Raw genomic sequence first — 24235 nt, 5'->3', positions numbered from 1 at the left:
GAAGATTAGTCGAACGAAAGTGTTCGGCACAGTATTTTGCACGAGTAATTGCCTCGGCGTGTCGGAAAGTCGTCGTTCGGCGGCGGGAATCGACCGGAAATGTTGCGAGATGGTCTCGGCCCAGTCACGGATCGGGCAAATGGTGTTTCACAAGGTGGAATGGGCGACGCGAGTGGGTATTCCGGCCGATTGGGTGGATTGCGCGCACAGGGGGTTGCGTTCGGCGCGATAGCGCGGATGCGAGACTGGTCGAATGTTACGGATCGGCCTCACCGGAGGCATGGGAGCGGGCAAGTCGACGGTGGCGCGGATTCTCGCCGATCTCGGCGCGGTGATCGTCGATTCCGATGTGATCGCCAGGGAGGTCGTCGAGCCGGGTACCGAGGGCCTCACGGCGTTGGCGGCGGCGTTCGGACCCGACATCCTCGCCGCCGACGGCAGCCTCGACCGGCCCGCGCTCGCGGCCAAGGCATTCGGATCCGACGAAGCGCGTGCCACGTTGAATTCGATTGTCCATCCATTGGTCGGTAAACGAACCACGGAATTGATTTCCGCCGCGCCGTCGGATGCGATTCTCGTTCAAGATATTCCACTTCTGGTGGAAAACGGTCTCGCGCCGCTGATGAATCTCGTATTGATCGTCGACGTTCCCGCGGAAACGCGGATACGGCGATTGGTGGAATTCCGCGATGTTTCCGAAACGGATGCCCGCGCGCGTATTTCGGCGCAGGCCACCGATGAGCAGCGCCATGCTGTCGCGGATGTGCTGTTGGACAATAGCGGCGAGCCGGGCGCCATTGATCCGGTTGTGCGGCAGTTGTGGACGCAGCGACTGGTGCCGTTCGAGCAGAACCTGCGCACCGCGACACCGGCGCGGCGCAAGCAGCTGCGGGTCGTTCCCGCGAACCCGGAGTGGGCGACGCAGGCGCGGCGGCTCATCGCTCGGCTGTGGGTGGCCTGTGGTGCGGCGGCATCGCGGATCGACCACATCGGCTCCACCGCGGTGCCGGGATTGCCCGCCAAGGATGTGATCGATGTGCAGATCACCGTCGCGGATCTGGCGGCCGCCGATGGTCTGCGAGAGGCGTTGGGGGCGGCCGGTTTTCCGGTGCGGCCCGATATCACCGGCGATAATCCGAAGCCTACGGCGGCGGATCCGGCGGGCAGCGATACGGCATTGTGGGCCAAGCGGTTTCACCAGAGTGCCGATCCGGGGCGGTTGGCGAATGTGCATATCCGAGTCGCGGGTTCGCCGGGGCAGGAGTTCGCCTTGCTGTTCCGGGACTGGCTGATTGCCGACGCGGCGGTGCGTGCGGAGTATCTGGAGGTCAAGCGCGAAGGCGAGGCCAAGGCGGCCGGGCTGACCGGCGAGGCGGCGACGCTGGCGTATCTGGATGTGAAGGAACCGTGGTTCGACGCCGCCTACGCGCGGGCCGCCGCCTGGCGTGACAGCGTCGAACGCTGAGCTACAGCCAGGTCAGGGTGATGTCGAGGGTCTCGAGCCAGCTGTCGAGAGAGTAGCCGTTGGCGGCGATGCCATCGATCGCGATGGACGCGTGTTCGATGGCGGCCTGGGCTTCGGGCGGGGTGATGAATCCCGCGGTGTGCGCGGCGAGTAACTCGTCCACGTCGAGCAGTTCGATCTCGCGCCCCGAGCGCACCACGATATCGAGGTAGTGGTCCACCGACTTCCACTTCTTCGGGCCGACCTCGGTGAAATGGCCGAGATCGAGGTAGTAGTCCTGGTCGCGCTGGTGCGCGGGGTGATAGTGGAAGATCGTCACCCGAATGGCCAGCCCGGGCAGCAGCCACGATTCGATGTAGTGGAACTGCGGGTGATCGGAGGTGCGCGCCATGTACAGGCCCCACGGCTCGGTCCGGTAGCGCTCGACCGGCCGGACGAAGCCCTTCGGGTCCGTGTTGGTCAGGTCCGCGAGGTTGAAGTACTCGACCTTGGGCCTGTGCACGTCCACTGATGGTGCCTGTGTCATGCAAATAGAATCTACCGCCGCTGCCGCGCCGTCGAGTGGTACGGCAGCGGTCGGTCGGACCGGATCGGGGCTACATCCAGGTCAGTGTGATCTCCTTGGCGGCAAGCCACCGCTCGACCTCGTGTCCGTGCGCGGCCAGGCCCTCCATCGCCTTGGTCGCCCGCTCCAGCGCGTGATGCGCATGCGTCGTATCGATCAGACCGGCCGAATGAGCCGCCAGCAGATCGTTCACGCCGCGCAGTTCGGCCGCGCGGGAGTGGCGCACCGCGATCTCGAGGTACTGGTCCATGGACTTCCAGCGCTTGGGCTCGATCCGGGTGTACTCGCCGATATGCAGGCAGTAGTCCAGGTCGCGGTGATGTCCGGGCTGGTAGTGCACGATCGTGACGCGTAACCACAGTTCGGGCAGCAGCCAGGTCTCCATGTATTGGATCCGTGGACCGCCGACCGTGCGCGCCACATACAGACCCCACGGCTCGACGTGCACGCGGTCGATCGGGCGCACGAAACCCTTGGGGTCGGTCATGGTCAGCTCGGCGATATTGAAATGTTCGATCTTCGGTCTTAGTTGGGTGGTGGTCATCGGCGATCCCGGTGCGGCGGCAGTGGTGGTGGGCTGGCTCAGGGGAGTGATCCCCCGGAAATCACGCGCGACGAAACCGGCGATACCGGTCACAGCGGGCGCGGCGGCAAGCAGTGGAATCAGAGCACTCATGGCCTCATCCTCAAGTCCGACAACTAAATCAGGCTACACCCGCCGAAGCTGCTTCGTTGATGCTGAAAAAGAGACGAATTACGTTGCGGCAACAGACATTAATGTCCGTTTACCTGCCCTATAGGACAGGTAACGGATTGTGCGTCAGCGCCGGTGCGTCGGATCGCGAAAGCGTACGCCGATCGTAATCCGGTGCCGGGCCGGTCGGCGGCGGATCCGCCGGGCCGCGGAATCTGTCGGTGCCTGCGCCTAGGCTGGTCACCATGGCATTCGCAACCGAAATCCCGGCGGAAGGCTACGAGGACCGGGGTACCCCGCTGGCGCATTCGGAGTTCCGGCCGGTCGGGGAGATCGAGCGGGCCGATGGGCAGTTCCAGGTCGTCAGCGAACACCGGCCGGCCGGCGATCAGCCCGCGGCCATCGCCGAACTCGAGCGCCGCATCAAGGCGGGCGAGCGTGACGTGGTGCTGCTCGGCGCGACCGGCACCGGCAAATCGGCCACCACCGCGTGGCTGATCGAGCGACTGCAGCGGCCGACGCTGGTGATGGCGCCGAACAAGACCCTCGCCGCGCAGCTGGCCAATGAGCTGCGAGAGATGTTGCCCAACAATGCCGTCGAGTACTTCGTCTCGTACTACGACTACTACCAGCCCGAGGCCTATATCGCGCAGACCGATACCTATATCGAGAAGGACAGCTCGATCAACGACGATGTCGAGCGGCTGCGGCATTCGGCCACCTCGAGTCTGCTCTCGCGCCGCGATGTCGTGGTGGTCGCGTCGGTATCGTGCATCTACGGTCTCGGTACGCCGCAGTCGTATCTGGATCGCTCGGTGCAGTTGGACGTCGGCACCGAAATAGATCGCGACGCATTCCTGCGACTGCTGGTCGATGTGCAGTACACCCGCAACGACATGTCCTTCACCCGCGGTTCCTTCCGGGTGCGCGGTGACACTGTCGAGATCATCCCGTCCTACGAGGAACTCGCGGTGCGCATCGAATTCTTCGGCGACGAGATCGAGGCGTTGTACTACCTGCATCCGCTCACCGGCGATGTGGTGCGGCAGGTCGATACCGTCCGGATCTTCCCGGCCACGCACTATGTCGCGGGGCCGGAGCGGATGGAGCGCGCTGTCCGCGAGATCGAAGCCGAACTCGAGCAGCGGCTGGCCGAGCTCGATCGCCAGGGCAAACTACTGGAGGCGCAGCGGCTGCGTATGCGTACCCAGTACGACCTCGAGATGATCCGCCAGGTCGGGTTCTGCTCGGGCATCGAGAACTACTCGCGTCATATCGACGGCCGTCCGGCCGGGTCCGCACCCGCGACGCTGCTGGACTATTTCCCGGACGATTTTCTGCTCGTCATCGACGAGTCGCATGTCACCGTTCCGCAGATCGGCGGCATGTACGAGGGCGATATGTCGCGAAAGCGCAATCTGGTCGAGTACGGGTTCCGGCTGCCGTCGGCGATCGACAACCGACCGCTCACCTGGGAGGAATTCGCCGAGCGGATCGGGCAGGCGGTCTATCTGTCGGCCACGCCGGGGCCGTACGAACTCGGCCAGGCCGGTGGTGAGGTGGTCGAGCAGGTGATCCGGCCGACCGGTCTGGTCGATCCGCAGGTCGTCGTCAAGCCGACCAAGGGCCAGATCGATGATCTTGTGCACGAGATCCGGCTGCGGACCGAGCGCGACGAACGGGTGCTCGTCACCACGCTGACCAAGAAGATGGCCGAAGATCTCACCGACTATCTGCTCGGACTCGGTGTCCGGGTGCGGTATCTGCATTCGGAGATCGATACGTTGCGTCGGGTCGAGCTGCTGCGACAGCTGCGACTCGGCGAGTACGACGTGCTGGTCGGCATCAACCTGCTCCGCGAGGGTCTCGACCTGCCCGAGGTGTCCCTGGTCGCGATCCTGGACGCGGATAAGGAGGGCTTCCTGCGCAGTAGCACCAGCCTCATCCAGACCATCGGCCGCGCGGCGCGCAACGTCTCCGGTGAAGTGCACATGTACGCGGACAAGATCACCGACTCGATGCAGCACGCGATCGAGGAGACCGACCGGCGCCGGGCCAAGCAGATCGCCTACAACGAGTCGATGGGCATCGACCCGCAGCCGCTGCGCAAGAAGATCGCCGACATTCTGGACCAGGTGTATCAGGAGGCCGACGACAGCGAGGTGGCCGTCGGCGGTTCCGGCCGCAATGTCAGCCGGGGCCGCCGCGCCCAGGGCGAACCGGGGCGGGCGGTGAGCGCCGGTGTGTACGAGGGCCGCGACGTCAAGTCCATGCCGCGGGCCGAATTGGCCGATCTGGTCAAGGAACTCACCGCGCAGATGATGAATGCGGCTCGCGAGTTGCAGTTCGAATTGGCCGGTCGACTGCGCGACGAAATCGCGGATCTGAAGAAGGAACTGCGCGGGATGGACGCCGCGGGGTTGAGTTGAGCGGCGGCGTCTTTCGACGCCGCCGGGCTCGGCGTGACTCAGCTCTGGGTGGCCAGCCATTCGTTGACGCGGCGCTCGGCCTCTTCGCGGGAAACATTCTCGACCTTGGTCAGCACCGCCCAGCGGTGGCCGAAGGGGTCGATGACCACGCCGAAGCGGTCGCCGGTGACGAAGGTCTGCGGTTCCTCCGCACTACGAGCGCCGTTCTCGATGGCCCGCTCGATGACAGCGTCGACGTCGGGGCAGTAGTGCACGATCGAGGTGTGCACCCATTCGCCATTGGGAGCCAGCAGATTGTTGTCCGGAATGGGCATGCCCAGTTGCAGGGTCGAGTCGCCGATCTTCAGTTCGGCGTGCGCCGGCTGTCCGTCGGGGAGATCGTTGCGGCTGATCACCTCGGCCTCGAAGACGTTGGTGTAGAACTCGATTGCCTTATTGCCGTCGGGGACAGCCAGAAAGCAGGTGATGGAGTGGTAACCGTCGGCGATGGGGTTCACGGTGTTCGTTGTTTCGCTCATGCCGATAAGCCTCGTCGAGCGCGGCGAAGTGGTCTTGTAAGAAAGCGACAGTCGTGACCGGGCCGGCTGACGCCCCGGTTCCGGTGCCCGCGTCCGACAACATGAAGGGCATTCTGCATCCCGCCGAGCAGGCCAGGCATCGCTCGTTGGCGCGGCTGTCGGCCGGACCGGAGGTCGGGCAGTTCGTCGAGTGGTATTGGTCGGTGCGCTGGGATCTGACCGGTCGGCCGCCGTACTACGCCGAGGTGCTGCCGTTCCCATGCGTGAACGTCACCTTCGAACGCACCGAAGCCCGCACCGGTGGTTTCGTCAACGGCGTCTGCACGACGAAGTTCGTCCGGGAGCTCAGCGGTGCGGGAGAGACCTTCGGCGCCCGCTTCCGCGCCGGTGGATTCGGCGCGTTCACCGGACTGGATGTCGGTGCGTTCCGGGACACCGCCGTACCGCTGACCGACGTGCTGCCCGAGGCCGCCGGACTGACCGAGCGGATATTGGCCGAATCCTCGGATATCAAGCGCCGCACCATAATCGAGGATTTCCTGATCGGTCGAAAGGCCGCGGCGGATCCCAACTATCGACTGGTGTTGCGCATCGTCGCCGCCATGGAACAGGATCTGGAACTGACCCGGGTCGACCAGGTCACCGATCGGTTCGATATCCCGATCCGCACATTGCAGCGGATGTTCCGGCGCTATATCGGCGCCGGACCGAAATGGGTGCTGCGCCGATACCGGCTCCAGGACGGCGCCGATCTACTCGCGGGCGGGCGCATCGAAGATCTCGCGGCGCTGGCGACCGAGTTGGGTTATTTCGATCAAGCGCATTTCTCCCGGGAGTTCACCGCGGAAGTCGGAATGGCTCCGCTGGAATACGCCAAGAATTCGCTACGCTCCCGTAACGAGGTTACTTCGAAGGTCGTTCCGACCAGAATGTAGTTTGCAGGACCGCTCGCGTTCGACCGCTTCGAGCACGAATCGGAATCGGCCCTTCACATCGGCGAGTGAGGAGTGGCGATGGATGTCTTGGTGTTGATAGGGCGCGTACTTTTCGTGGTGTTGTTCTTCAGTTCCGCGGTCGGACATTTCACGCAGACCGACGCGATGACCGAATATGCGCGGATTCGCGGCCTGCCGCAGCCGAGGGTCGCGGTGCTGGCCGGTGGTGTCGTGCTGGCCCTCGGTGGCCTCAGTGTATTGCTCGGCGTATGGGCCGACCTCGGGGCACTGCTGCTGGTGATCATGCTGGTGCCGACGGCAGTGCTGATGCACCAGTTCTGGAAGGAGATCGAGCCGGAGGCCAAGCAGGGCGAGATGATCCACTTCAACAAGGATCTCGCACTGGCCGGCGCCTCGCTGATGTTGTTCGCCTTCTTCGCGCATGTCGACGAACTCGGATTGACCATCACCGGACCGCTTTTCACCGGTCTGTAGATACCACCGGATTGTGCCGATCGCGCCGATATTGTGAGCCGTATAGCCACAGCCCGCATTTTCGGTCCGACGGAGCTCCATCAGGAGTAACTGGGGAACCGGCTGGATGCCGTCGGCCCGGCCGGGAACGTTCTTACCGGTCGCGGTCGGGCCGACATTGCCGTCGTATAGCGGCTTCGGCCCGGTAAATGTGATGAATATCCCAGGGGGACAAGAAGGTTCGGGCCGGTTGTGATGTATCACAAGTAGTGAACCGGCAAATTAGGTCCGCCCAGGTCGCAAAGGCCCTACGGCATTCCCCGGATGAACCCGAGTCGGTAAACCCGGAACTCCCGCAGTGTGATGTGTTGCGATTTCTGCTATTTCCGGCCGATTTGCCGCTATGGTCGACCCCAGTCGCCGCGCGGGTGCCACGACTCCACGTGGCACCGGCGCAGGCACCCGACACCACATAGTTGGAGGAGAAATGACCGCCTACCGGACCATTGTCGTCGGTACCGATGGCTCGGACTCGTCGTACGTCGCCGTCGACAAGGCCGCCTCGCTGGCCGCGGCCGCGGGTGCGACCCTGGTCGTGGCCTGCGCGTACTACCCGACCGACGATCGCGACGTGGCCGCCGCCGCCGATGTGCTCAAGGACGAGGCCTACCAGGTGCGCGGCTCCGCGCCCACCAATGAAATCCTGCGCACCGCCCGCGGCCGCGCGACCGCAGAGGGCGCCAAGGAGATCGTCGAGCGTGCGATCGTTGGTGAGCCCGTCGAATCGCTGCTCGCGCTCGTCAAGGAGGTCGAGGCCGATCTGCTGGTCGTCGGTAACCGCGGCCTGAACACCCTGGCGGGCCGGTTGCTGGGTTCGGTGCCCTCGGATGTGGCGCGCAAGTCCCGTTCGGATGTGCTGATCGTGCACACCGTCAGGTAAGTAGCAGAGCCGAAACGACAGCCGCACATTCCTCGGGGATGTGCGGCTGTCGTCGTTCTCGTCAATCCAGTCCGCTGAGCACCGGTGGCAGGTCGCCGGTGTGCACCACCGCGAGTCGCTGGGTCGCACGGGTCAGTGCCACGTACAGGTCGTTCATCCCACGTGGTGAATCGTCGAGGATGCCCTGTGGTTCCACCAGATAGACCGCGTCGAATTCCAGGCCCTTGACCTCGTGCACCGTCAGCACCCGAACGGATTCGCCCGCCAATTCGGCGAATTCCGCGACCAATTCATGCGGTGTGATGACGGCCGTGGTACCCGGGCCGGTCTCCGCGGCTACCAATTGTGCTACCGCACTGCGCAATTCGCTCGCATCGACGGCGTGGGCGCACGGCCGCACACCGGTCTCCCGCACCGACCGCGGCACTGCCGCAGCCGGATCGATTTCGGCGAGCACATCGCCCGCGACCGCCATGATCTCCGCCGGGGTCCGGTAGTTCACCGTCAGCTCGGTGAGTTTCCACCGTTGTGCCACATAGGGTTCCAGCATCCGCTGCCAGGACGATGCGCCTGCCGGATCGCCGGTCTGCGCGACATCGCCGACCACCGTGACCCACCGGTTCGGGATGCGGCGCATCACCATTCGCCAGGCCATTTCCGAAAGTTCTTGCGCCTCATCGACGATCACGTGGCCGTAGGTCCAATTGCGGTCGCCCGCCGCGCGTTCCGCGGTGGTCTGCCGGTTGCGCACATCCTGACGTTCGGCCAGCTGGCTGGCGTCGATCAGGTCGTAGGCCATCAGGATCTCCGGATCGAGGTCGTCCTCGAGATCCTGTGGCGCCGAACCGGTCAGGATGTCGAGTGCGTCCTGGGCCTCGGCTATTTGCGCCCGCCAGCGGCGGCGGGCGCGTTCGCGTTCCTCGGTGTCGTCGATACCGAGCAGTTCGGCGAGTTCGTCGAGCAGCGGTGCGTCCGGCGCGCTGAATTCGCCGTTGTCCGAGCGCATGAGTTCGGCTCGGTCGGCCGGATGCAGACCGCTCGCGGCCCGGTCCAGTCGCTTGGGATCGGCCAGCAGATCCGCGAGCACCTCCTGCGGCGACAGGATCGGCCAGAGCTTGCCGATGGCCGCCTGGATCTCGGGATCGGCGCGCATTTCGTCCCTGATCTCGGCAAGATCGGTGCGGCTGAGCAGACTTTCCTTACCCGCCCCGTCTCCTGCCGTCCCCCGGTGGCCGCCGGACAGATCCGCGCCCATGGTCTGGGCCAGCTGCTCGGTGAGCGCGTCGATGACCGAGGAGGCGAAGATCGGCCGGGCCAGATTGTGCGGCCGCCGCGAGGAGCGAGCCCGGCCGCGCGCCTTGGTGGCGATCTTGCGATCGAGTGTGACCGGGTAGCCGTCGAAGGCCAGGCGTATCGGTTCGGCGGGCACCTCTTGACGGTCGCGCACCGCCTGCTTGAGCACCTCCAGCATGGCCAGGGACCCCTTGATCTCACCGGCGCGCAGCGAATCCTCGCGGGTGGCCTTCACCCCCGGATACAGATCGCCGATGGTGGACAGCAGCACGCCGGTCTCACCGAGCGATGGCAGCACCTGGCCGATGTAGTCGAGGAAGGTGGCGTTCGGGCCGATGATCAGCACACCGCTCTTGGCCAACTGCTGACGGTAGGTGTAGAGCAGATACGCCGCGCGGTGCAGTGCGACGGCGGTCTTGCCGGTGCCCGGACCGCCTTGGACCACCAGCACGCTCTTGTGCTCGGAGCGAATGATCGCGTCCTGCTCGCTCTGGATGGTCTCGACGATGTCGTTCATATGGCCGGTGCGCGCCGCATTGAGCGCCGAGAGCAATGCGCTCTCGCTGCCGACTCCGCCCTCGCCATCGGAGACCCCCGCGGTCCGTGCCGCGTCGAGGTCCAGGTATTCGTCGTTGATGGCCGTGACTCGCCGATTGCGGGACCGGATATGTCGGCGCCGGATCACCCCGTCCGGTGCGGCGGTCGTCGCCAGATAGAACGGACGGGCCAGCGGCGCGCGCCAATCCAGCAGCAGCGTCTCGTAATCGTCCTTCTCGTCGAGGATGCCGAGCCTGCCGATATACCGGTATTCGCCTTCTTGGCCGCTAGCGACTGCTTGCGGGTCGCTCGAAACTGCGTCGCTAGCGACTGCTTGCGGGTCGCTCGAAACTGCGTCGCTAGCGACTGCTTGCAGGTCGCTCGAAACTGCACTGCCGTCGAGGTCGATGCGGCCGAAACACAGGCCGTGTTCGGCGGCGTCGTATTTGGCCAGGTCCTCGGAATAGAGCTGACTGAAGGATTCTCGTTCGGTGCGGGCCTGCGGGGTGCCACCGGTTTCCAGCAGGACGGTACGCAGTCGTTTCGTGGCGTACTCGCGCATATCGTCGAGTCGTTCATAGAGCACGGACAGGTAGGCCTGCTCCTGGTCGATCTCGCGGTTCCGCTCGGGTGCGCCGTCGTGCGCGTCACGATCCTGAGTGAGGCGGTCGGGCAAACTGAACTCCTTGTCACCGCGATGAGCTGGTGCACACGCAGGTCACGGTGCACGCGAACGCCATTGAAAACAGAGTTTTCGAGTCTACTGCCGGTTCGGCGGGCTCGCTGTAACCGCAGGTAGCGGGTCCGTGGCCAGCACCGGCGTGAAATGTTGGACGACGGGGAACGGTTCGTAGAAGTGATGCAGCAGTTGCTTCCAGCGCTGATATCCGGCGGACCCGCGGAAGCCGTCGACATGGTCGCTCAACTGCTCCCATCCGACCAGCAGCAAATAGGTGTCGGGCGCCTCGATGCATCGAGACAGCGATAGCGACCGGAAGCCGGGCGTACCCTCGATGATCGGTCTGGCCTCGGCGAACGCCGCCTCGAAGGCCGCCGCATCGGAGGGGCGTACGGGCAACAGCGCGTGTTCGATGATCAATGGAAAACCCTCAGGAAGCGTGCGTGTTATTCGGTCTGCGGCCCAGGCTGGGGCCTTCTCGGTGGCCGGTCGGCTTGGCACGGTACATCGCCAGATCGGCATCGTGCAGCACCGCCTCGGGTGTGCGGTTATCGCCCTCTTCGAGTTCGGTCACGCCGATCGAGGCGTTCACCTCGATCCGGTGCCCGCGCGCGATGATCGGCTCGGCCACGGTCGAGCACAGCCGCAGGACCAGCGATTCGAGATCGACGCGCCGGTTCCGGCCGGACAGCAGCACCAGGAATTCGTCGCCGCCGAGTCGGCCGACCAGATCCGTGCCGCGCAGTGCGCGTTGCAACCGCTGGGCCACGATCTGCAGCACGGTATCGCCGATCGCGTGGCCGAGGGTGTCATTGATCGCCTTGAAGCCGTCCAGGTCGATGAACAGCACCGTGGAGACCGGCAGATCCTCACTGGCGGCCAGCGCATTGGCGAGCTGGGACAGGATCAGCGAGCGATTGGCCAGTCCGGTCAGCGAATCGTGCGTGGCTTGGAACTCCAATTGCCTTCGACTGGCCCGGAATTCGGTGATATCGGCGAAGGACGACACCGCGGGTGAATCCGGATCGCCCGGATTGAGCAGCCGCGAACTGCCGGACAGCCAGCGCCGCTGGCCGTCGTGCCGGTCGACGCCGAAGATGTATCCGGTAATCGTTTCGCCGGTCGCCAGGGTGCGCGCGACCGGATGCCGACTCGGCGGAAGCGGTTGGGCATTGGCGTCGAGCAGGATCAGCGGCAGCTCGTCGATGGTGGCGCCGATGAGTTCGCCGGTGCGTTCGTCGGTCCCGAAGATCCGCACCGCCGCGGGATTGGCCGATTCGATGCGGCCGTTCCGGTCGATCACCACCACGCCCTCCTCCAACTGCGAGACCACCGTGGTGAAGTGCTGTTCGGCCCGGCGCTGCGCTGCCTCGGCGGCGCGCTGGGCGGTGAGATCGTGGATGACCACCTGATAGGCGAGATGGTCGTGCCATGCGGTGAGCACCGAAACAGTCTCCACCGGGACGATCTCGCCGTCGACCCGGATCAGCTCCATTTCGGTGGGCTCGGAGGCCGCGCCCGCGGTGGTCAGCTGGCTGATGCGGTCCACCATGCCGGGCACGGAGTCGGGATGGACGAATCGGGTCAGCGGCTGGCCGATCACCTGATCGGCGCTTTCGGCGGCCAGCATGCGCGCGGTGGCCTGGTTGGCGTACACGACGGTGCCGCGCTCATGTACCACGATCCCGTCCGGGGTGTGTTCGACCAGGGACCGGTAGCGCTGGGCCAGCTGCTCGGCGTCGACCCCGGCGTCGACTGCCTTGTCCTGATCCACTCGAACCCCCGATCGTCGACCCAATCATGGCCATTGGAACATGGGATTATTCTGGTCTCGACGTGTACAAGATCACATCGTCGACGCTATTGCTTCGCTCACAGTCCGGGCACCCCAGCGGCCGCCTGTGTGTTGATCATTACCGAACCCGGATTTGTGAACATTTCTCGAGCCGAACGTCGCTTCGGCCCCGGGAGCCGGTGAAGGAGCGATGCCATGTCGGGTACCGACCCGAACAATGAAAAGCGCCATCAAGATCATATGACGATCGCCGGGATCGGTGCGGTCAGCGGGTACGGCTGGGGTCGGGAGACCCTGTGGCAGGGACTGCTGAGCGGGAAATCCGCGGCCTCACTACAACCAGGCTACGGCGTCGGCCGCGATGAGCACGCCTGGGTTTCGCTGATTCCCGATGGCGGCGATCCCATGGTGAGCACCAGCATCTACGGGCGGGCCATGCAGGAGGCGAGTCGTGAGGCGATCGCCGACGCGTCTGCGCGCGGTTGGCGACCGGGCCGCACCGTCGGCCTGCTGCACGCCATCGTGCTCGGCGACGTCGCCGACTGGCGCGAGTTCTATCTGGCCGATGACGGTCACCGAAGCTCGCGCGAATACCTGCGATTACTGCCCTCCACACCGATCTCGGTGCTACAGCAGGAATTCGGCTTCCACGGTCCGTCGATGAATGTCTCGGCGGCGTGCAGTTCGGCGAACGTCGCGCTGATCACCGCCAAACTGTGGCTGGACTGCGGTGTCGCCGACGACGTGATCTGTGTCGCCACCGATATGTCGGCCACCCCCGAGATGCTCGAGCACTTCGTTCGGCTCGGCGCCGCGGTCGGCGATGCCGAACCGCTGTCGGCATGCCGCCCCTTTCAGGAGGGCAGCCGCGGTTTCAGTATGGGTGAGGCGTCGGTCGCCTTCGTCCTCACCCGCTCGGTCGAACGGCCCTATGCCGCGGTGCTCGGCGGTGGTATGACCAATGATGCCTATCACGTGGTTTCGGTCGATCCCGGGCACACCCAGATCTTCGACTGCGCGCGCCATGCGCTCGCCGACGCCGCTATCGCCCCGACGGACGTGCGGTATTTCAACGCGCACGGCACCGGCACCCGGCAGTGCGATGCGGCCGAGCGAGATCTGCTTCGGCGCATGTTCGACGATCGGCCGCACGTCTATTCGGTCAAGCCGCTGGCCGGGCATTGCCAGGGCGCGGCGGCCGGTGTCGAGGTGGCCGCGGCGGCACTGGCCTACGACCGCGGCATCGTGCCCGCCGCGCCGATCGTCGCGCCCGCCTACGAGCGACTATTGGATGGACCGACGCCCTTCGAGGGCGGGATCACGGTCAAGCTGTCGCTCGGCATGGGCGGCCATAATTCGATGGTCGTGCTCGGTCCCGTCGACCGAGCCCACTGACGGAAGCGGCACCGACCAGGACAATTTCGTGCCGGGCATGCTTTCCGTTTCATGCGAACCCGCTACCGCGGTCCCGATGGTGAATCGCCCGTCCGACTTCTCCGCCCGCTGCTCCAGATTCCGCAATCCGCTGCGGATCACGTGATTCGGGATGCCCCAGCCGTCATCGGTGACCACAATGGTCAGATCATCGGCCACGCTGATCTCCACCGAGACGGTCGCTGCTCCGGAATGCCGCACCGCATTGCTCACCGCCTCGCGCACCACCGCCTCGGCGTGATCGGCCAATTCGGCCTCCAGCACCGACAGCGGGCCGGTCACCTGCACGGTGGCCCGCAGCGGCGAATCGGTGGTCTGCTGGCGCACCGCGTCCTCGATCCGCTGCTGTAATTCGATGCTGCCGCCATTGCCGCCGTGCAGATCGAAGATGGAGGTGCGGATCTCCTGGACCACCTCCTGCAGATCCGTGATGACCGTCGAAAGGTGTTGGCGCACTTCGGGAACCTCGGCGCGCGGCACCGCGCTCTGCAAGGTGAGCCCGATGGCGAACAGCCGCTGGATCACATGGTCGTGCAGGTCGCGGGCGATGCGGTCGCGGTCGGCGAGGATATCGAGTTCGCGCATCCTGCGCTGGGTTTCGGCCAGCTGCATGGCCAGTGCGGCCTGGTCGGTGAAGGCGTTGGTCAGCTCGACGAGTTCGTCGGTGTAGGGCGGTGCGCCGATGGGACGCACGGTGACCAGCGTGCCGAGCGTCGCGTCGGGTGTGCACAGCGGCAGGATCAGCGCGGGGCCGACATCGTGCAGCGGTACGCCGAGGTCGATCAGGGCGGCATCGTCGAAGCGCAGCGGGGTGCGACGGGTGAAGGCCTCGCCGAGTGCGGTGCCGTCGGCGACCACGGTCAGTCCGTCGAATCCGCTACCAGGACCGGACCATTGGGTGATGACGAGTTCGGAGACCGCGGCGGGTTCCAGTTGCGGTATCACGGTGCTGGCCAGGAACGACTGATGCGATCCGGTCAGTGTGCGCGCATGGTCGACGACATGGGCGAGCACCAGATCGGGTTCGGTGCCCGCGAGGAATTCGGTGGCGATATCGCGGGTGGCCTCGATCCAGGCCTGTCTGGTGCGCGCCGATTCGTAGAGCCTTGCGTTGTCGACCGCGATACCGGCCGCGGCCGCCAGCGCCTGCACGAGCACATCGTCGTCCTCGGTGAACGGCTGACCGTTGGCCTTCTCGGTCAGGTAGAGACTGCCGAAGACCTCGTCGCGGATGCGAACCGGGACGCCGAGGAAGGTGTGCATCGGCGGGTGGTGTTCCGGAAATCCCACGGACGCAGGGTGTTTCGAGAGTTCGTCGAGGCGAAGCGGTTTGGGCTGGGTGAACACCTCGCCGAGTACGCCGTGCCCGGCGGGCAGTCGGCCGATGCGCTGCCTGATGGTGTCGTCGATGCCCTCGTCGAGGAATTGGGTGACCTGCTGTTCGTGCCCGCGTACGGCCAACGCGCCGTAGCGGGCGTCGACCAGGCTGATGGCGGTATGCACGATGGCGCGCAGCGTTTCATCGAGGTCCAGGCCGGAGGTGACGGTCAGCATCGCCTCGACCAAGCCGTCCATCCGGTCGCGTGAATCGATGATCAGCTCGACGCGTTCCTTGACCTCCGACAGCAGCTCCCGGAGCCGAAGTTGCGACAGCGTGTCGCGTACCGAGTAGAGGCCGCTGCCCAGCTCTTCGGTCATGACGGCATCCTGTTCTGGCAGGCGCGTAACAGCGCGTACGCCAGTCTAGTTGGTCGATCGAGGACTTTCGGCCCTGTTCGCGGTGGCGTAGCGGTGATGGCATGGTCGCACACCGGGAATAGAAAGTAGGGATGTCCTATGAATTCGCCGTTGCGTTCCTCGGAGCTGTGGGCCACTGCCGCCGACCCCGAACTGGCCGTGACCACCCGGGGTGCGGTGCCGCCCGCGGATGTGACCAGGGCGGTGCGGGGGATCGGCCGCGTACTGCGCCGGTACCACCTCGACGCGGCGGCACGGGTGCGGGTAACCGCGCCGGTGGATTCGGACGAACCCACCTTGGTACAGGCCAACATTCGCATACACGACACCCCGACCCGGGTGCAGGTCACCGGTCCACGCGGCTTCGCGGTGACTTTCGCGGTGGAACGGCTGGACCGTCAGATCGCCCGGTTGGCGACCAAACAGTCACGCGAGTGGCCCGATCCGGCGCGTCCGCCCCTGGCCAGGGTCACCGAGCCGCGCCCGATCGTGCGGAGGAAGCGCTGCGCGTTGCTGACCGGTACGCCCGCCGAGGCGACGGCGGTGATGGATGCGATGGATTACGACTCCTACCTGTTCATCGATGCCGAAACCGGTGAGGATGCCCTGGTGAGCTGGGCGGATCCGATAGGTGTCCGGCTGACCAGACAGCGCACGACACAGCCGCCGCAGGCGCCGGCGCAGCGGCCGCTCACGGTGAATTCCCTACCGCTGATCATGGATTCGGAGTCGGCGCCGACCCTGATCGAGGAGGCGGCGGTGACCAGGCTGTGCCGCAAGGGACTGCCGTTCCTGTTCTTCACCGATGCCGACAGCGGCCGCGGCCGCCTGCTGTACCGCCGCTACGACGGGGATCTCACTATCGTCGTTCCGGTCGAAATCCGCTAGCTCTGACGCAATTTGGAGGCCAGCACCGCGGCCTGGGTGCGGCGTTCCATTCCGAGTTTGGCCAGTAACCGGGAGACGTAATTCTTTACTGTCTTCTCGGCCAAAAACATTCGTGCCGCGATTTGTCGATTGGTCAATCCCTCACCGAGCAGCGCGAGCAGTCGTCGTTCCTGTTCGGTGAGGCCCGCCAGCGGTCCGTCCTTTTCGGTGCTGGAACGTAGCCGGGCCTTGAGTGCGGCCGCCGCGCGGTTATCCAACAGCGAACGTCCGGCACCGACCTGTTTGATCGCCTCGGCCAATTCCATACCCTTGATGTTCTTCACGACATAGCCACTCGCGCCCGCGAGTATCGCATCCAGCATGGCGTGTTCATCGGTGTAGGACGTCAGGATGAGGCAATGCAAATCGTCGATTTCGGCGAGCAGGTCACGGCACAGTTCGATACCGTTCCCGTCGGGAAGTCGGACGTCCAGTACAGCGACATCGGGTCGCAGCGCGTGAATACCGGCCATGGCGTCGGCGACGTCCCCGGCCTGGCCGATGACGGTGAGTTCCGGATCGCTCTCCAGCAGGTCGACGAGGCCGCGTCGGACGATCTCGTGGTCATCCACGAGGAACACTGTGATCACGCGACCTCCTTTGCGGTGCAGGGGATCTCGAGCGCACCCTGCGTTCAGTCCTACCCGACAAGGTAGCCCTCGGCGAGCCGCGCCGGTATATCGGAAGCGACAATTTCGAGTAATGGCAACTCGAATTTACCGGCGCACGCTATCGAAACGCCGGTAAAAACCGACCGCTCGAATGATATTGTGCGCATCGGGGTTCCGGGTATGCTGGGGCCGAAGTCATTCATAGCGGGATTAGGCAGCGCGGCCTTGGAGGGCCCCATGCAAAGGTGTCTCGAACAATGAGATATTCAGCGACGCTCGATTTCGGCAATATTTTCGGTCCGCCGCAGAGCTGTCCCGATTGCGGTTCGCAGGGTATCGGCACCCTCGTCGACCGCCGGGACACTTTGTTCCGGTGTCGCGAATGCGGCGTGCAATGGCGGTTCGCGCAGGGCCGCGCCATTCGGGAGATTCCCGTTATCGATCCGGAGCTGGGACCCGAAGAAGTGTGGACGTGTCCGTGAAGATCGGGCCGATCGCACCACACCGATTCGGACCGCTCCGCGTTGGCTACCTCGTCTTCGTCGGCCGGATGAAAGTGGAGCAGGACGGCGCACCGAAAACCGGTGACGATCACCGAGTTCCATGATCCGCGGGGATGCCGCCACTACACTGAGCGGGTGCGTCCACTGATGGGAGCCGACGACCCCGAACCGCACGAGGAGCCTTTGGCGTCTCGGGTAGCGCTGGTGCGGTGCGCCGATGCGCTGGAGCGGCTCGACACCTTCGACCGACGGGCCCGCCATCAGGCCGCGCAGCACTGGTTCAACCCGCTGCGGTCGGCCCGCAAGCCCGAACGGCCGTATCGACGCATCCTGACCGGTGAGCGGACGAGCCGGGCCGTGCTGCCCACCCCGGTCGCTTGACGAGCCCCTGGGGTGACGGCGCCGATCCCAGGGCGCCACGAGCCGTTGCCGGGGTGACACTGGTCGAGGGCTCGACCTTCTGCATCAGCGAGGACGGCGGTGTCATCAGCCCGAATCGGGCCGAGGGCTTGTTCGTGCGCGACACCAGGGTGCTGTCCCGGTGGCGGCTGACCGTCGACGGGTCGGCGCCGCAACCGCTCGCCGTCCAGCACACCGAACCCTTCAGCGCGACCCTGCTGGCCAGGACGCCGCCGCGGGCCGGGCGGGCCGACAGCACCGCACTGGTGACCATCGCGCGGTATGTCGGCGACGGCATGCGCGAGGACGTGACCGTCCGCAATCTCTCCGGTGCGGCGATCAGCTGTGCCGTCGTGCTCGAGCTCGATGCCGATTTCGCCGATCTGTTCGAGGTGAAGGAGGGCCGCATCGGCGACAGCGTGGTGGTCACCAAGAGCAAATCGACGGCGGGCACGGTCGAGATCAGCCGGACCGATCTTCCGCTGGCGGTGACGGTGACCGCCGCGGGGGCGACCGCGGTCGATCGCGAATTGCGCTGGCAGGTCGATCTGCCCGGGCGCGGCGAATGGTCGGTATGCATCCAGTATCAGCCGACGCTCGGATCGGCGGTGACGCCGCGGCATCTGTGTGGGAATCCGATATCGCACAGCGCGCCCGCCGTGCGGATGCGCGAATGGTACGAGAATTCGCCGTCGGTGCAGACCGACGATCAGACCCTCGCCGCGGTGCTGCGGCGTGCCGTCGTCGATCTCGGCGCACTGCGCATCTTCGATCCCGGTCATCCGGAGCGGGCGGTGGTCGCCGCCGGGGCGCCGTGGTTCATGGCGCTGTTCGGGCGGGACTCGCTGCTGACCTCCTGGATGGTGTTGCCGCTGGACCGGCGGCTGGCCGTCGGCACGCTGCAGAGTCTGGCGGGTCTGCAGGGCACCGAGGTGCGCCCGGTGACCGAGGAGGAGCCGGGGAAGATACCGCACGAGGTGCGGTTCGGGCGGGCGGCGACGACTCTGCTCGGTGGTGACACCGTGTACTACGGAACCGCCGATGCCACACCGCTGTTCGTGATGTTGCTCGGTGAGCTGCACCGGTGGGGACTGGATGCCGAAACCAGGGACGAACTGCTGCCGCACGCGGACCGGGCGCTGGAGTGGATCGAGCAATGCGGTGATGCGGACGGCGACGGATTCGTCGAGTACCAGCGCGCGGCCGATCACGGCTTGGCGAATCAGGGATGGAAGGACTCCTGGGACGGGGTGAACTTCGCCGACGGCAGGCTGCCGGATGCGCCGATCGCGCTGGCCGAGGTGCAGGGATATGTGTACGCGGCATATCTGGCGCGGGCCGAGCTCGCGACCGATGTGGGCGATCACCGGACCGCCGACCGGTTCCGCGTCAAGGCGGCCGCCTTGAAGGACGCGTTCAACAAGGCGTTCTGGTTGCCCGAGCACGGTTGGTACGCCATCGGTTTGGATGGGGACAAGCGGCCGATCGACGCGCTGACCTCGAATATGGGGCACTGCCTGTGGACCGGCATCGTCGATGCGGACAAGGCGCGCTCGGTCGCGGATCACCTGCTGTCGCCGGAGATGTTCAGCGGATGGGGGATTCGCACCTTGGCCACCAATATGGGTGCCTACAACCCGGTCAGCTATCACAACGGATCGGTGTGGCCGCACGACAACGCGATCTGCGCCGCCGGACTGATGCGCTACGGCTTCACCGAACACGCCAACCGGGTGATCGATGGAGTGCTCGACGCGTCGACCCGCTTCGGCTATCGACTTCCCGAGCTGTTCAGCGGTTTCGACCGTGCGGAATTCGACGCGCCGGTGCCGTATCCGACCTCGTGCTCACCGCAGGCGTGGGCGTCCGCGGCGCCGCTGCTTTTCATGCGGAGTATGTTGCGGTTGGAGCCGGGCACCGGGTCCGCGTCGGTCGCTCCCGCGGTGCCGGATCGGTATCTGCCGTTGCGGGTCAGCGGAGTGCGGGTGGGGTCGGATGTGCTCACCGTCACCGTGGACAATGGGGGCTGGCAGCTCAGCGGATTGGCCGGAAAGCTGCGTCGATCCGACTCCTGACCTGGACCGATGACCGGGTAACCCGGCGCGCGACGAAACTTGTCGGTGGGTCGTCCTAGCATGGCGCTGGGGGTTATCACGTCTGTTGGACCGACACGATCGAGAAGGGACACCTGGTGGCGGAACGCCTCACTGTGCGCGGAGCTCGGGAGCACAATCTCAAGAGCATCGACCTCGATCTGCCCCGCGACAGTCTCATCGTGTTCACCGGTCTATCCGGTTCGGGCAAATCCAGCCTCGCCTTCGACACGATCTTCGCCGAGGGCCAGCGCCGCTATGTCGAATCGCTGTCGGCCTACGCCCGCCAGTTCCTCGGGCAGATGGACAAGCCGGACGTCGACTTCATCGAGGGACTTTCGCCTGCCGTCTCGATCGACCAGAAGTCGACCAACCGCAACCCCCGGTCGACGGTCGGCACCATCACCGAGGTCTACGACTACCTGCGTCTGCTGTACGCGCGCGCGGGCACGCCGCACTGCCCGGTCTGCGGTGAACTGATCGCCAAGCAGACTCCGCAGCAGATCGTGGATCAGGTGCTGGCCATGGAGGAGGGCATCAAATTCCAGGTGCTCGCTCCGGTGGTGCGCACCCGCAAGGGCGAATTCGTCGATCTGTTCGACCAGTTGAACTCCCAGGGCTATTCGCGCGTCCGGGTCGACGGGGTGGTGTATCCGCTCACCGATCCGCCGAAGCTGAAGAAGCAGGAGAAGCACGACGTCGAGGTCGTGGTGGACCGGCTCCAGGTGAAGCCGAGTTCCAAACAGCGCCTCACCGATTCGATCGAGACCGCGCTGCGGTTGGCCGACGGCATCGTGGTGCTGGACTTCGTCGACCGCGACGAGCACGCCCACGATCGGGAGCGCCGCTTCTCCGAACGCCTGGCCTGCCCCAACGGTCACCCCCTCGATATCGAGGATCTCGAACCGCGCTCGTTCTCGTTCAACTCGCCCTATGGCGCGTGCCCGGACTGCACCGGACTCGGCATTCGCAAGGAGGTCGATCCTGATCTGGTGGTGCCCGATCCCGAATTGAGCCTGGCCGAGGGCGCGATCGCACCGTGGTCGCGCGGGCAGACCGCCGAATACTTCACCCGGCTGCTGTCGGGTCTGGCCGAATCCATCGGATTCTCCATGGATACGCCGTGGCAGGACCTGCCGCCGAAGGCACGCAAGGCGGTGCTGGAGGGCAGTTCGGATCAAGTGCACGTCTCCTACACCAACCGGTACGGGCGCAAGCGTTCGTACTACGCCGATTTCGAGGGCGTCATGCCGTTCCTGCAGCGGCGCATGGAGAGCACCGAATCCGAGCAGATGAAGGAGCATTACGACGGGTACATGCGGGATGTGCCGTGCCCGGTGTGCAACGGTGCTCGGCTGCGTCCGGAAATTCTGGCCGTCACCATCGCCTCGGGCGGTGAGCAGAAGTCCATCGCCGATGTGAGCGAATTGTCCATCGGTGATTGCTCGGCATTCCTGAACGCCTTGACGCTGGGGGAGCGCGAGACCGCCATCGCCGGGCAGGTGCTCAAGGAAGTACAGGCCCGCCTCGGGTTCCTGTTGGATGTCGGACTGGAGTATCTGAGCCTGTCGCGGGCCGCGGCGACGCTGTCCGGTGGTGAGGCCCAGCGCATCCGGTTGGCGACCCAGATCGGATCCGGGCTGGTCGGAGTGCTGTATGTGCTCGACGAACCGTCGATCGGTCTGCACCAGCGCGACAACCGGCGGCTCATCGAAACCCTCACGCGGTTGCGCAATCTCGGCAATACGCTGATCGTGGTCGAACACGACGAGGACACCATTCGGGCCTCGGACTGGGTGGTCGATATCGGTCCGCTGGCCGGTGAGCACGGCGGTGAGGTCGTGCACAGCGGTCCGTATCAAGAACTGCTCACCGATCCGAAATCGCTGACCGGCGCCTATCTTTCGGGCCGCGAGCGCATCGAGGTGCCGATGGTGCGGCGACCGGTCAGCAAGAAGCGGCAGCTCACCGTGGTCGGCGCGAACGAGCACAACCTGCGCAATATCGACGTCAGCTTCCCACTGGGTGTGCTCACCGCGGTCACCGGCGTTTCCGGTTCCGGTAAGTCCACGCTGGTCAACGACATTCTGGCGACCGTGCTCGCGAATAAGCTGAACGGTGCGCGGCAGGTGCCGGGTCGGCACACTCGGATCAACGGTCTCGATCATCTGGACAAGCTCGTGCAGGTGGATCAGTCGCCGATCGGCCGGACGCCACGTTCGAATCCGGCCACCTATACCGGCGTATTCGACAAGATCCGGACCCTGTTCGCGGCCACCACCGAGGCGAAGGTGCGCGGCTACCAGCCGGGCCGGTTCTCGTTCAATGTCAAGGGCGGCCGTTGCGAAGCATGTTCGGGCGACGGCACTTTGAAGATCGAGATGAACTTCCTGCCGGATGTGTATGTGCCGTGCGAGGTGTGCCACGGTGCCCGATACAACCGGGAGACACTCGAGGTGCACTACAAGGGCAAGACCATCGCCGAGGTGCTCGATATGTCGATCGAGGAGGCCGCGGGGTTCTTCGAGCCGGTCACCTCGATCCACCGCTACCTCAAGACGCTGGTCGATGTCGGCCTGGGTTATGTGCGTCTCGGACAGAGCGCACCGACTCTGTCCGGCGGTGAGGCGCAGCGCGTCAAATTGGCGGCGGAACTACAGAAGCGCTCCACCGGACGCACCGTCTACATCCTCGACGAGCCGACCACCGGTCTGCACTTCGAGGACATCCGCAAGCTGCTGCTCGTCATCAACGGCCTGGTGGACAAGGGCAATACGGTCATCGTCATCGAACACAATCTGGACGTCATCAAGACCTCCGACTGGGTTGTCGATATGGGTCCCGAGGGCGGTTCCGGCGGTGGCACGGTGGTCGCCGAGGGCACTCCGGAAGACGTCGCCGAAGTAGCACCCAGCTACACCGGCCAGTTCTTGAAGGAAGTCCTGGCGCTGCCCGCCGCGACCGAGCCCAAGGCTCCGGCCAAGAAGGCGGCGAAGAAGGCCCCCGCCAAAAAGGCCGCAACCAAAGCTGCGGCGAACAACTCCTCGACAACGAAGGCGGCGACGACCAAGATTCCGGCACCCAACCCCACCGCCGCGAAGCGCGCCGCACGAAAAGCCGCCGCACTGCGCTGATCTCGCCCGCACGCCTGTTGGTTGCCCGACACCGTCTGTATCGGTGTCGACACCGAGACAGCGGGCGTCCGGGCAGACGGGTTGGACGCCGGTGGCGCGAACGACCGCACGCTGATACCGAGGAGCGGACAGGCGAGCTCAGTTCTTGGGTCGACGTGCTGCGCTTGTCCTCCAGCCAAAGAGGGCGAAAGAGGTTGTTGATCCAGCCATCGAGCCCGGGCTAGCTCGAGCGGTTCGCGATGATGTGGATCAGTTCGGCGAGTTCCTTGTGTCTGGACCACATCGGCCAGTGGCCGGTGGGCAGATCGATGTATTCGGCGTCGATTTTCGACAACTCGGCGAACAGCGGCTCCTGACCCGCGTCGCGGAGTTGTCTGACCAGATCGGCGGTAATGCTGTTGCAGATCACCGTCGTCGGGATGGCAAGACGCGCCGGGGAATCGCTCAGTCGCAGGGGAGCGGCGGCGACTCCGGCGGGTTCGGAGACGGCACGCTCGCGGAATCGGGCGAGGGATACCTCGTCCAGTCCGGTGAGGCTATTGCCGTCGGCCTCCAACTGGTCCCAATCCGGCAGCGCGAGTTCGCGAACGGTCGCATCCAGTGCGGAATTGAGGATGAAGCCATTCGGTAGCGGAGCGGCGTCGACATATATGCCGCGACGGAAGCGTTCCGGTGCGATATCGGTGGCGAGATAGGCGGCCGCCGCGCCGCCGGAGTGCGCGACGACCACCACCGCTTCATCCGGGGCGATTTCGTCGAGGATGGCCTGCGCCTGCATTTCCAGGGTCGCGTCCAACCGGTCGTCATCGGCCGGATCGAGTCCGGGCAGGGTCAGCGCCGAAACGTCGTCACCCCGGTCGCGCAAATCGGCCGCGACGTCGTCCCAGGCCCACGCGCCGAGCCAGAATCCGGGAATCAGAAGTATCCGTGCCATTCAGTGAGCATCGCATGCCGAACCCGGTGGAACGCAAATCCGCAGCAATTTGTCTGGGTCACCGAGATGGCCACGCGCACAAAGCATTTCATTGTTCACAAGATGAACTACTTCGGGTCGAGTGGGATTGCCCGGTGAG

General features: G+C 65.3%; 20 protein-coding genes. 11 read left to right on the top strand and 9 right to left on the bottom strand.

The window, feature by feature from the left end:
* Positions 1 to 253: 253 nt before the first annotated feature.
* Positions 254 to 1465, top strand: a complete 1212-nt coding sequence (coaE, locus tag ACQP1T_RS27510) for a dephospho-CoA kinase (protein ID WP_433755954.1) — start codon at positions 254 to 256, stop codon at positions 1463 to 1465.
* A gap of 1 nt (position 1466) precedes the next feature.
* Here the strand turns inward: coaE and ACQP1T_RS27505 are convergent, their stop codons facing one another.
* Together ACQP1T_RS27505 and ACQP1T_RS27500 are read right to left on the bottom strand one after the other, a co-directional pair.
* Positions 1467 to 1991, bottom strand: a complete 525-nt coding sequence (locus ACQP1T_RS27505; RefSeq protein WP_433755953.1) for a DUF402 domain-containing protein — start codon at positions 1989 to 1991, stop codon at positions 1467 to 1469.
* Between the two features lie 70 nt (positions 1992 to 2061).
* Positions 2062 to 2706: a DUF402 domain-containing protein gene (locus ACQP1T_RS27500; RefSeq protein ID WP_433755952.1), complete on the bottom strand. Its 645-nt coding sequence runs from the start codon at positions 2704 to 2706 to the stop codon at positions 2062 to 2064.
* A gap of 263 nt (positions 2707 to 2969) precedes the next feature.
* Between ACQP1T_RS27500 and uvrB the strand changes: the two genes are divergently transcribed.
* A complete protein-coding gene (gene uvrB, locus ACQP1T_RS27495) occupies positions 2970 to 5153 on the top strand; it encodes an excinuclease ABC subunit UvrB (protein ID WP_433755951.1) in 2184 nt (727 codons plus the stop codon).
* A gap of 38 nt (positions 5154 to 5191) precedes the next feature.
* On the opposite strand, the gene ACQP1T_RS27490 is transcribed toward uvrB, so the two are convergent.
* Positions 5192 to 5671, bottom strand: coding sequence for a VOC family protein (locus tag ACQP1T_RS27490; protein WP_433755950.1), 480 nt, complete (start codon positions 5669 to 5671; stop codon positions 5192 to 5194).
* Between the two features lie 53 nt (positions 5672 to 5724).
* On the opposite strand from ACQP1T_RS27490, the gene ACQP1T_RS27485 reads away from it, so the two are divergent.
* The 3 genes from ACQP1T_RS27485 to ACQP1T_RS27475 all read left to right on the top strand — a co-directional run bounded on the left by ACQP1T_RS27485 (position 5725) and on the right by ACQP1T_RS27475 (position 8020).
* Positions 5725 to 6606, top strand: a complete 882-nt coding sequence (locus ACQP1T_RS27485) for an AraC family transcriptional regulator (RefSeq protein WP_433755949.1) — start codon at positions 5725 to 5727, stop codon at positions 6604 to 6606.
* 78 nt (positions 6607 to 6684) lie between these two features.
* Complete coding sequence (locus ACQP1T_RS27480) at positions 6685 to 7101, top strand: DoxX family protein (protein WP_433755948.1); 417 nt, start codon at positions 6685 to 6687, stop codon at positions 7099 to 7101.
* Between the two features lie 466 nt (positions 7102 to 7567).
* A complete protein-coding gene (locus ACQP1T_RS27475) occupies positions 7568 to 8020 on the top strand; it encodes a universal stress protein (RefSeq protein ID WP_433755947.1) in 453 nt (150 codons plus the stop codon).
* Between the two features lie 61 nt (positions 8021 to 8081).
* Here ACQP1T_RS27475 and ACQP1T_RS27470 read toward each other — a convergent pair whose 3' ends face one another.
* From ACQP1T_RS27470 to ACQP1T_RS27460, 3 genes are all read right to left on the bottom strand, one after another.
* Entirely contained in the window at positions 8082 to 10526 is a 2445-nt protein-coding gene (locus ACQP1T_RS27470; RefSeq protein WP_433755946.1) for a HelD family protein, read from the bottom strand.
* An 84-nt stretch (positions 10527 to 10610) separates the two neighbouring features.
* Positions 10611 to 10949: an antibiotic biosynthesis monooxygenase family protein gene (locus ACQP1T_RS27465; RefSeq protein ID WP_433755945.1), complete on the bottom strand. Its 339-nt coding sequence runs from the start codon at positions 10947 to 10949 to the stop codon at positions 10611 to 10613.
* A 10-nt stretch (positions 10950 to 10959) separates the two neighbouring features.
* The gene (locus ACQP1T_RS27460) at positions 10960 to 12303 is read right to left on the bottom strand and encodes a diguanylate cyclase domain-containing protein (RefSeq protein ID WP_433755944.1); all 1344 of its coding nucleotides are present in this window, start codon (positions 12301 to 12303) and stop codon (positions 10960 to 10962) included.
* A 216-nt stretch (positions 12304 to 12519) separates the two neighbouring features.
* On the opposite strand from ACQP1T_RS27460, the gene ACQP1T_RS27455 reads away from it, so the two are divergent.
* Complete coding sequence (locus ACQP1T_RS27455; RefSeq protein WP_433755943.1) at positions 12520 to 13719, top strand: beta-ketoacyl synthase N-terminal-like domain-containing protein; 1200 nt, start codon at positions 12520 to 12522, stop codon at positions 13717 to 13719.
* On the opposite strand, the gene ACQP1T_RS27450 is transcribed toward ACQP1T_RS27455, so the two are convergent.
* The gene (locus tag ACQP1T_RS27450; RefSeq protein ID WP_433755942.1) at positions 13609 to 15456 is read right to left on the bottom strand and encodes a GAF domain-containing sensor histidine kinase; all 1848 of its coding nucleotides are present in this window, start codon (positions 15454 to 15456) and stop codon (positions 13609 to 13611) included. The two genes, ACQP1T_RS27455 and ACQP1T_RS27450, sit on opposite strands and share 111 nt — an antisense overlap.
* 138 nt (positions 15457 to 15594) lie before the next feature.
* Here ACQP1T_RS27450 and ACQP1T_RS27445 point away from each other — a divergent pair, with 138 nt between their 5' ends.
* Complete coding sequence (locus ACQP1T_RS27445) at positions 15595 to 16383, top strand: sigma 54 modulation/S30EA ribosomal C-terminal domain-containing protein (RefSeq protein WP_433755941.1); 789 nt, start codon at positions 15595 to 15597, stop codon at positions 16381 to 16383.
* Here the strand turns inward: ACQP1T_RS27445 and ACQP1T_RS27440 are convergent.
* Positions 16380 to 17012, bottom strand: coding sequence for a response regulator (locus ACQP1T_RS27440; protein WP_433755940.1), 633 nt, complete (start codon positions 17010 to 17012; stop codon positions 16380 to 16382). The two genes, ACQP1T_RS27445 and ACQP1T_RS27440, sit on opposite strands and share 4 nt — an antisense overlap.
* Positions 17013 to 17290: 278 nt before the next feature.
* On the opposite strand from ACQP1T_RS27440, the gene ACQP1T_RS27435 reads away from it, so the two are divergent.
* The 4 genes from ACQP1T_RS27435 to uvrA all read left to right on the top strand — a co-directional run bounded on the left by ACQP1T_RS27435 (position 17291) and on the right by uvrA (position 23162).
* Positions 17291 to 17515, top strand: a complete 225-nt coding sequence (locus tag ACQP1T_RS27435) for a hypothetical protein (RefSeq protein WP_433755939.1) — start codon at positions 17291 to 17293, stop codon at positions 17513 to 17515.
* Positions 17516 to 17671: 156 nt separating this feature from the next.
* Positions 17672 to 17917 carry a hypothetical protein gene (locus ACQP1T_RS27430; RefSeq protein ID WP_433755938.1) on the top strand — a complete coding sequence of 82 codons (246 nt, stop codon included), beginning with the start codon at positions 17672 to 17674 and terminating at the stop codon, positions 17915 to 17917.
* Complete coding sequence (locus ACQP1T_RS27425) at positions 17914 to 20010, top strand: amylo-alpha-1,6-glucosidase (protein WP_433755937.1); 2097 nt, start codon at positions 17914 to 17916, stop codon at positions 20008 to 20010. Before ACQP1T_RS27430 ends, ACQP1T_RS27425 begins: the two co-directional genes overlap by 4 nt.
* A 116-nt stretch (positions 20011 to 20126) precedes the next feature.
* A complete protein-coding gene (gene uvrA, locus ACQP1T_RS27420; RefSeq protein ID WP_433755936.1) occupies positions 20127 to 23162 on the top strand; it encodes an excinuclease ABC subunit UvrA in 3036 nt (1011 codons plus the stop codon).
* A gap of 220 nt (positions 23163 to 23382) precedes the next feature.
* On the opposite strand, the gene ACQP1T_RS27415 is transcribed toward uvrA, so the two are convergent.
* A complete protein-coding gene (locus tag ACQP1T_RS27415; RefSeq protein WP_433755935.1) occupies positions 23383 to 24096 on the bottom strand; it encodes an alpha/beta fold hydrolase in 714 nt (237 codons plus the stop codon).
* Positions 24097 to 24235 lie beyond the last annotated feature (139 nt).

The organism is Nocardia sp. CA-135398 (assembly GCF_050955845.1).
Lineage (GTDB): Bacteria > Actinomycetota > Actinomycetes > Mycobacteriales > Mycobacteriaceae > Nocardia.
The sequence above is the reverse complement of the archived record's forward strand: the minus strand, read 5'-3'. Positions and strand labels throughout refer to the sequence as shown.

Bases quoted from the DNA above. Each gene is read 5' to 3' on its own strand.
- ACQP1T_RS27445 (WP_433755941.1), top strand. From the start codon at position 15,595: ATGAATTCGCCGTTGCGTTCCTCGGAGCTGTGGGCCACTGCCGCCGAC.
- ACQP1T_RS27435 (WP_433755939.1), top strand. From the start codon at position 17,291: ATGAGATATTCAGCGACGCTCGATTTCGGCAATATTTTCGGTCCGCCG.
- ACQP1T_RS27450 (WP_433755942.1), bottom strand. From the start codon at position 15,456: ATGACCGAAGAGCTGGGCAGCGGCCTCTACTCGGTACGCGACACGCTG.
- ACQP1T_RS27480 (WP_433755948.1), top strand. From the start codon at position 6,685: ATGGATGTCTTGGTGTTGATAGGGCGCGTACTTTTCGTGGTGTTGTTC.
- coaE (WP_433755954.1), top strand. From the start codon at position 254: ATGTTACGGATCGGCCTCACCGGAGGCATGGGAGCGGGCAAGTCGACG.
- uvrB (WP_433755951.1), top strand. From the start codon at position 2,970: ATGGCATTCGCAACCGAAATCCCGGCGGAAGGCTACGAGGACCGGGGT.
- ACQP1T_RS27455 (WP_433755943.1), top strand. From the start codon at position 12,520: ATGTCGGGTACCGACCCGAACAATGAAAAGCGCCATCAAGATCATATG.
- ACQP1T_RS27415 (WP_433755935.1), bottom strand. From the start codon at position 24,096: ATGGCACGGATACTTCTGATTCCCGGATTCTGGCTCGGCGCGTGGGCC.
- ACQP1T_RS27500 (WP_433755952.1), bottom strand. From the start codon at position 2,706: ATGAGTGCTCTGATTCCACTGCTTGCCGCCGCGCCCGCTGTGACCGGT.
- ACQP1T_RS27505 (WP_433755953.1), bottom strand. From the start codon at position 1,991: ATGACACAGGCACCATCAGTGGACGTGCACAGGCCCAAGGTCGAGTAC.
- ACQP1T_RS27490 (WP_433755950.1), bottom strand. From the start codon at position 5,671: ATGAGCGAAACAACGAACACCGTGAACCCCATCGCCGACGGTTACCAC.
- ACQP1T_RS27475 (WP_433755947.1), top strand. From the start codon at position 7,568: ATGACCGCCTACCGGACCATTGTCGTCGGTACCGATGGCTCGGACTCG.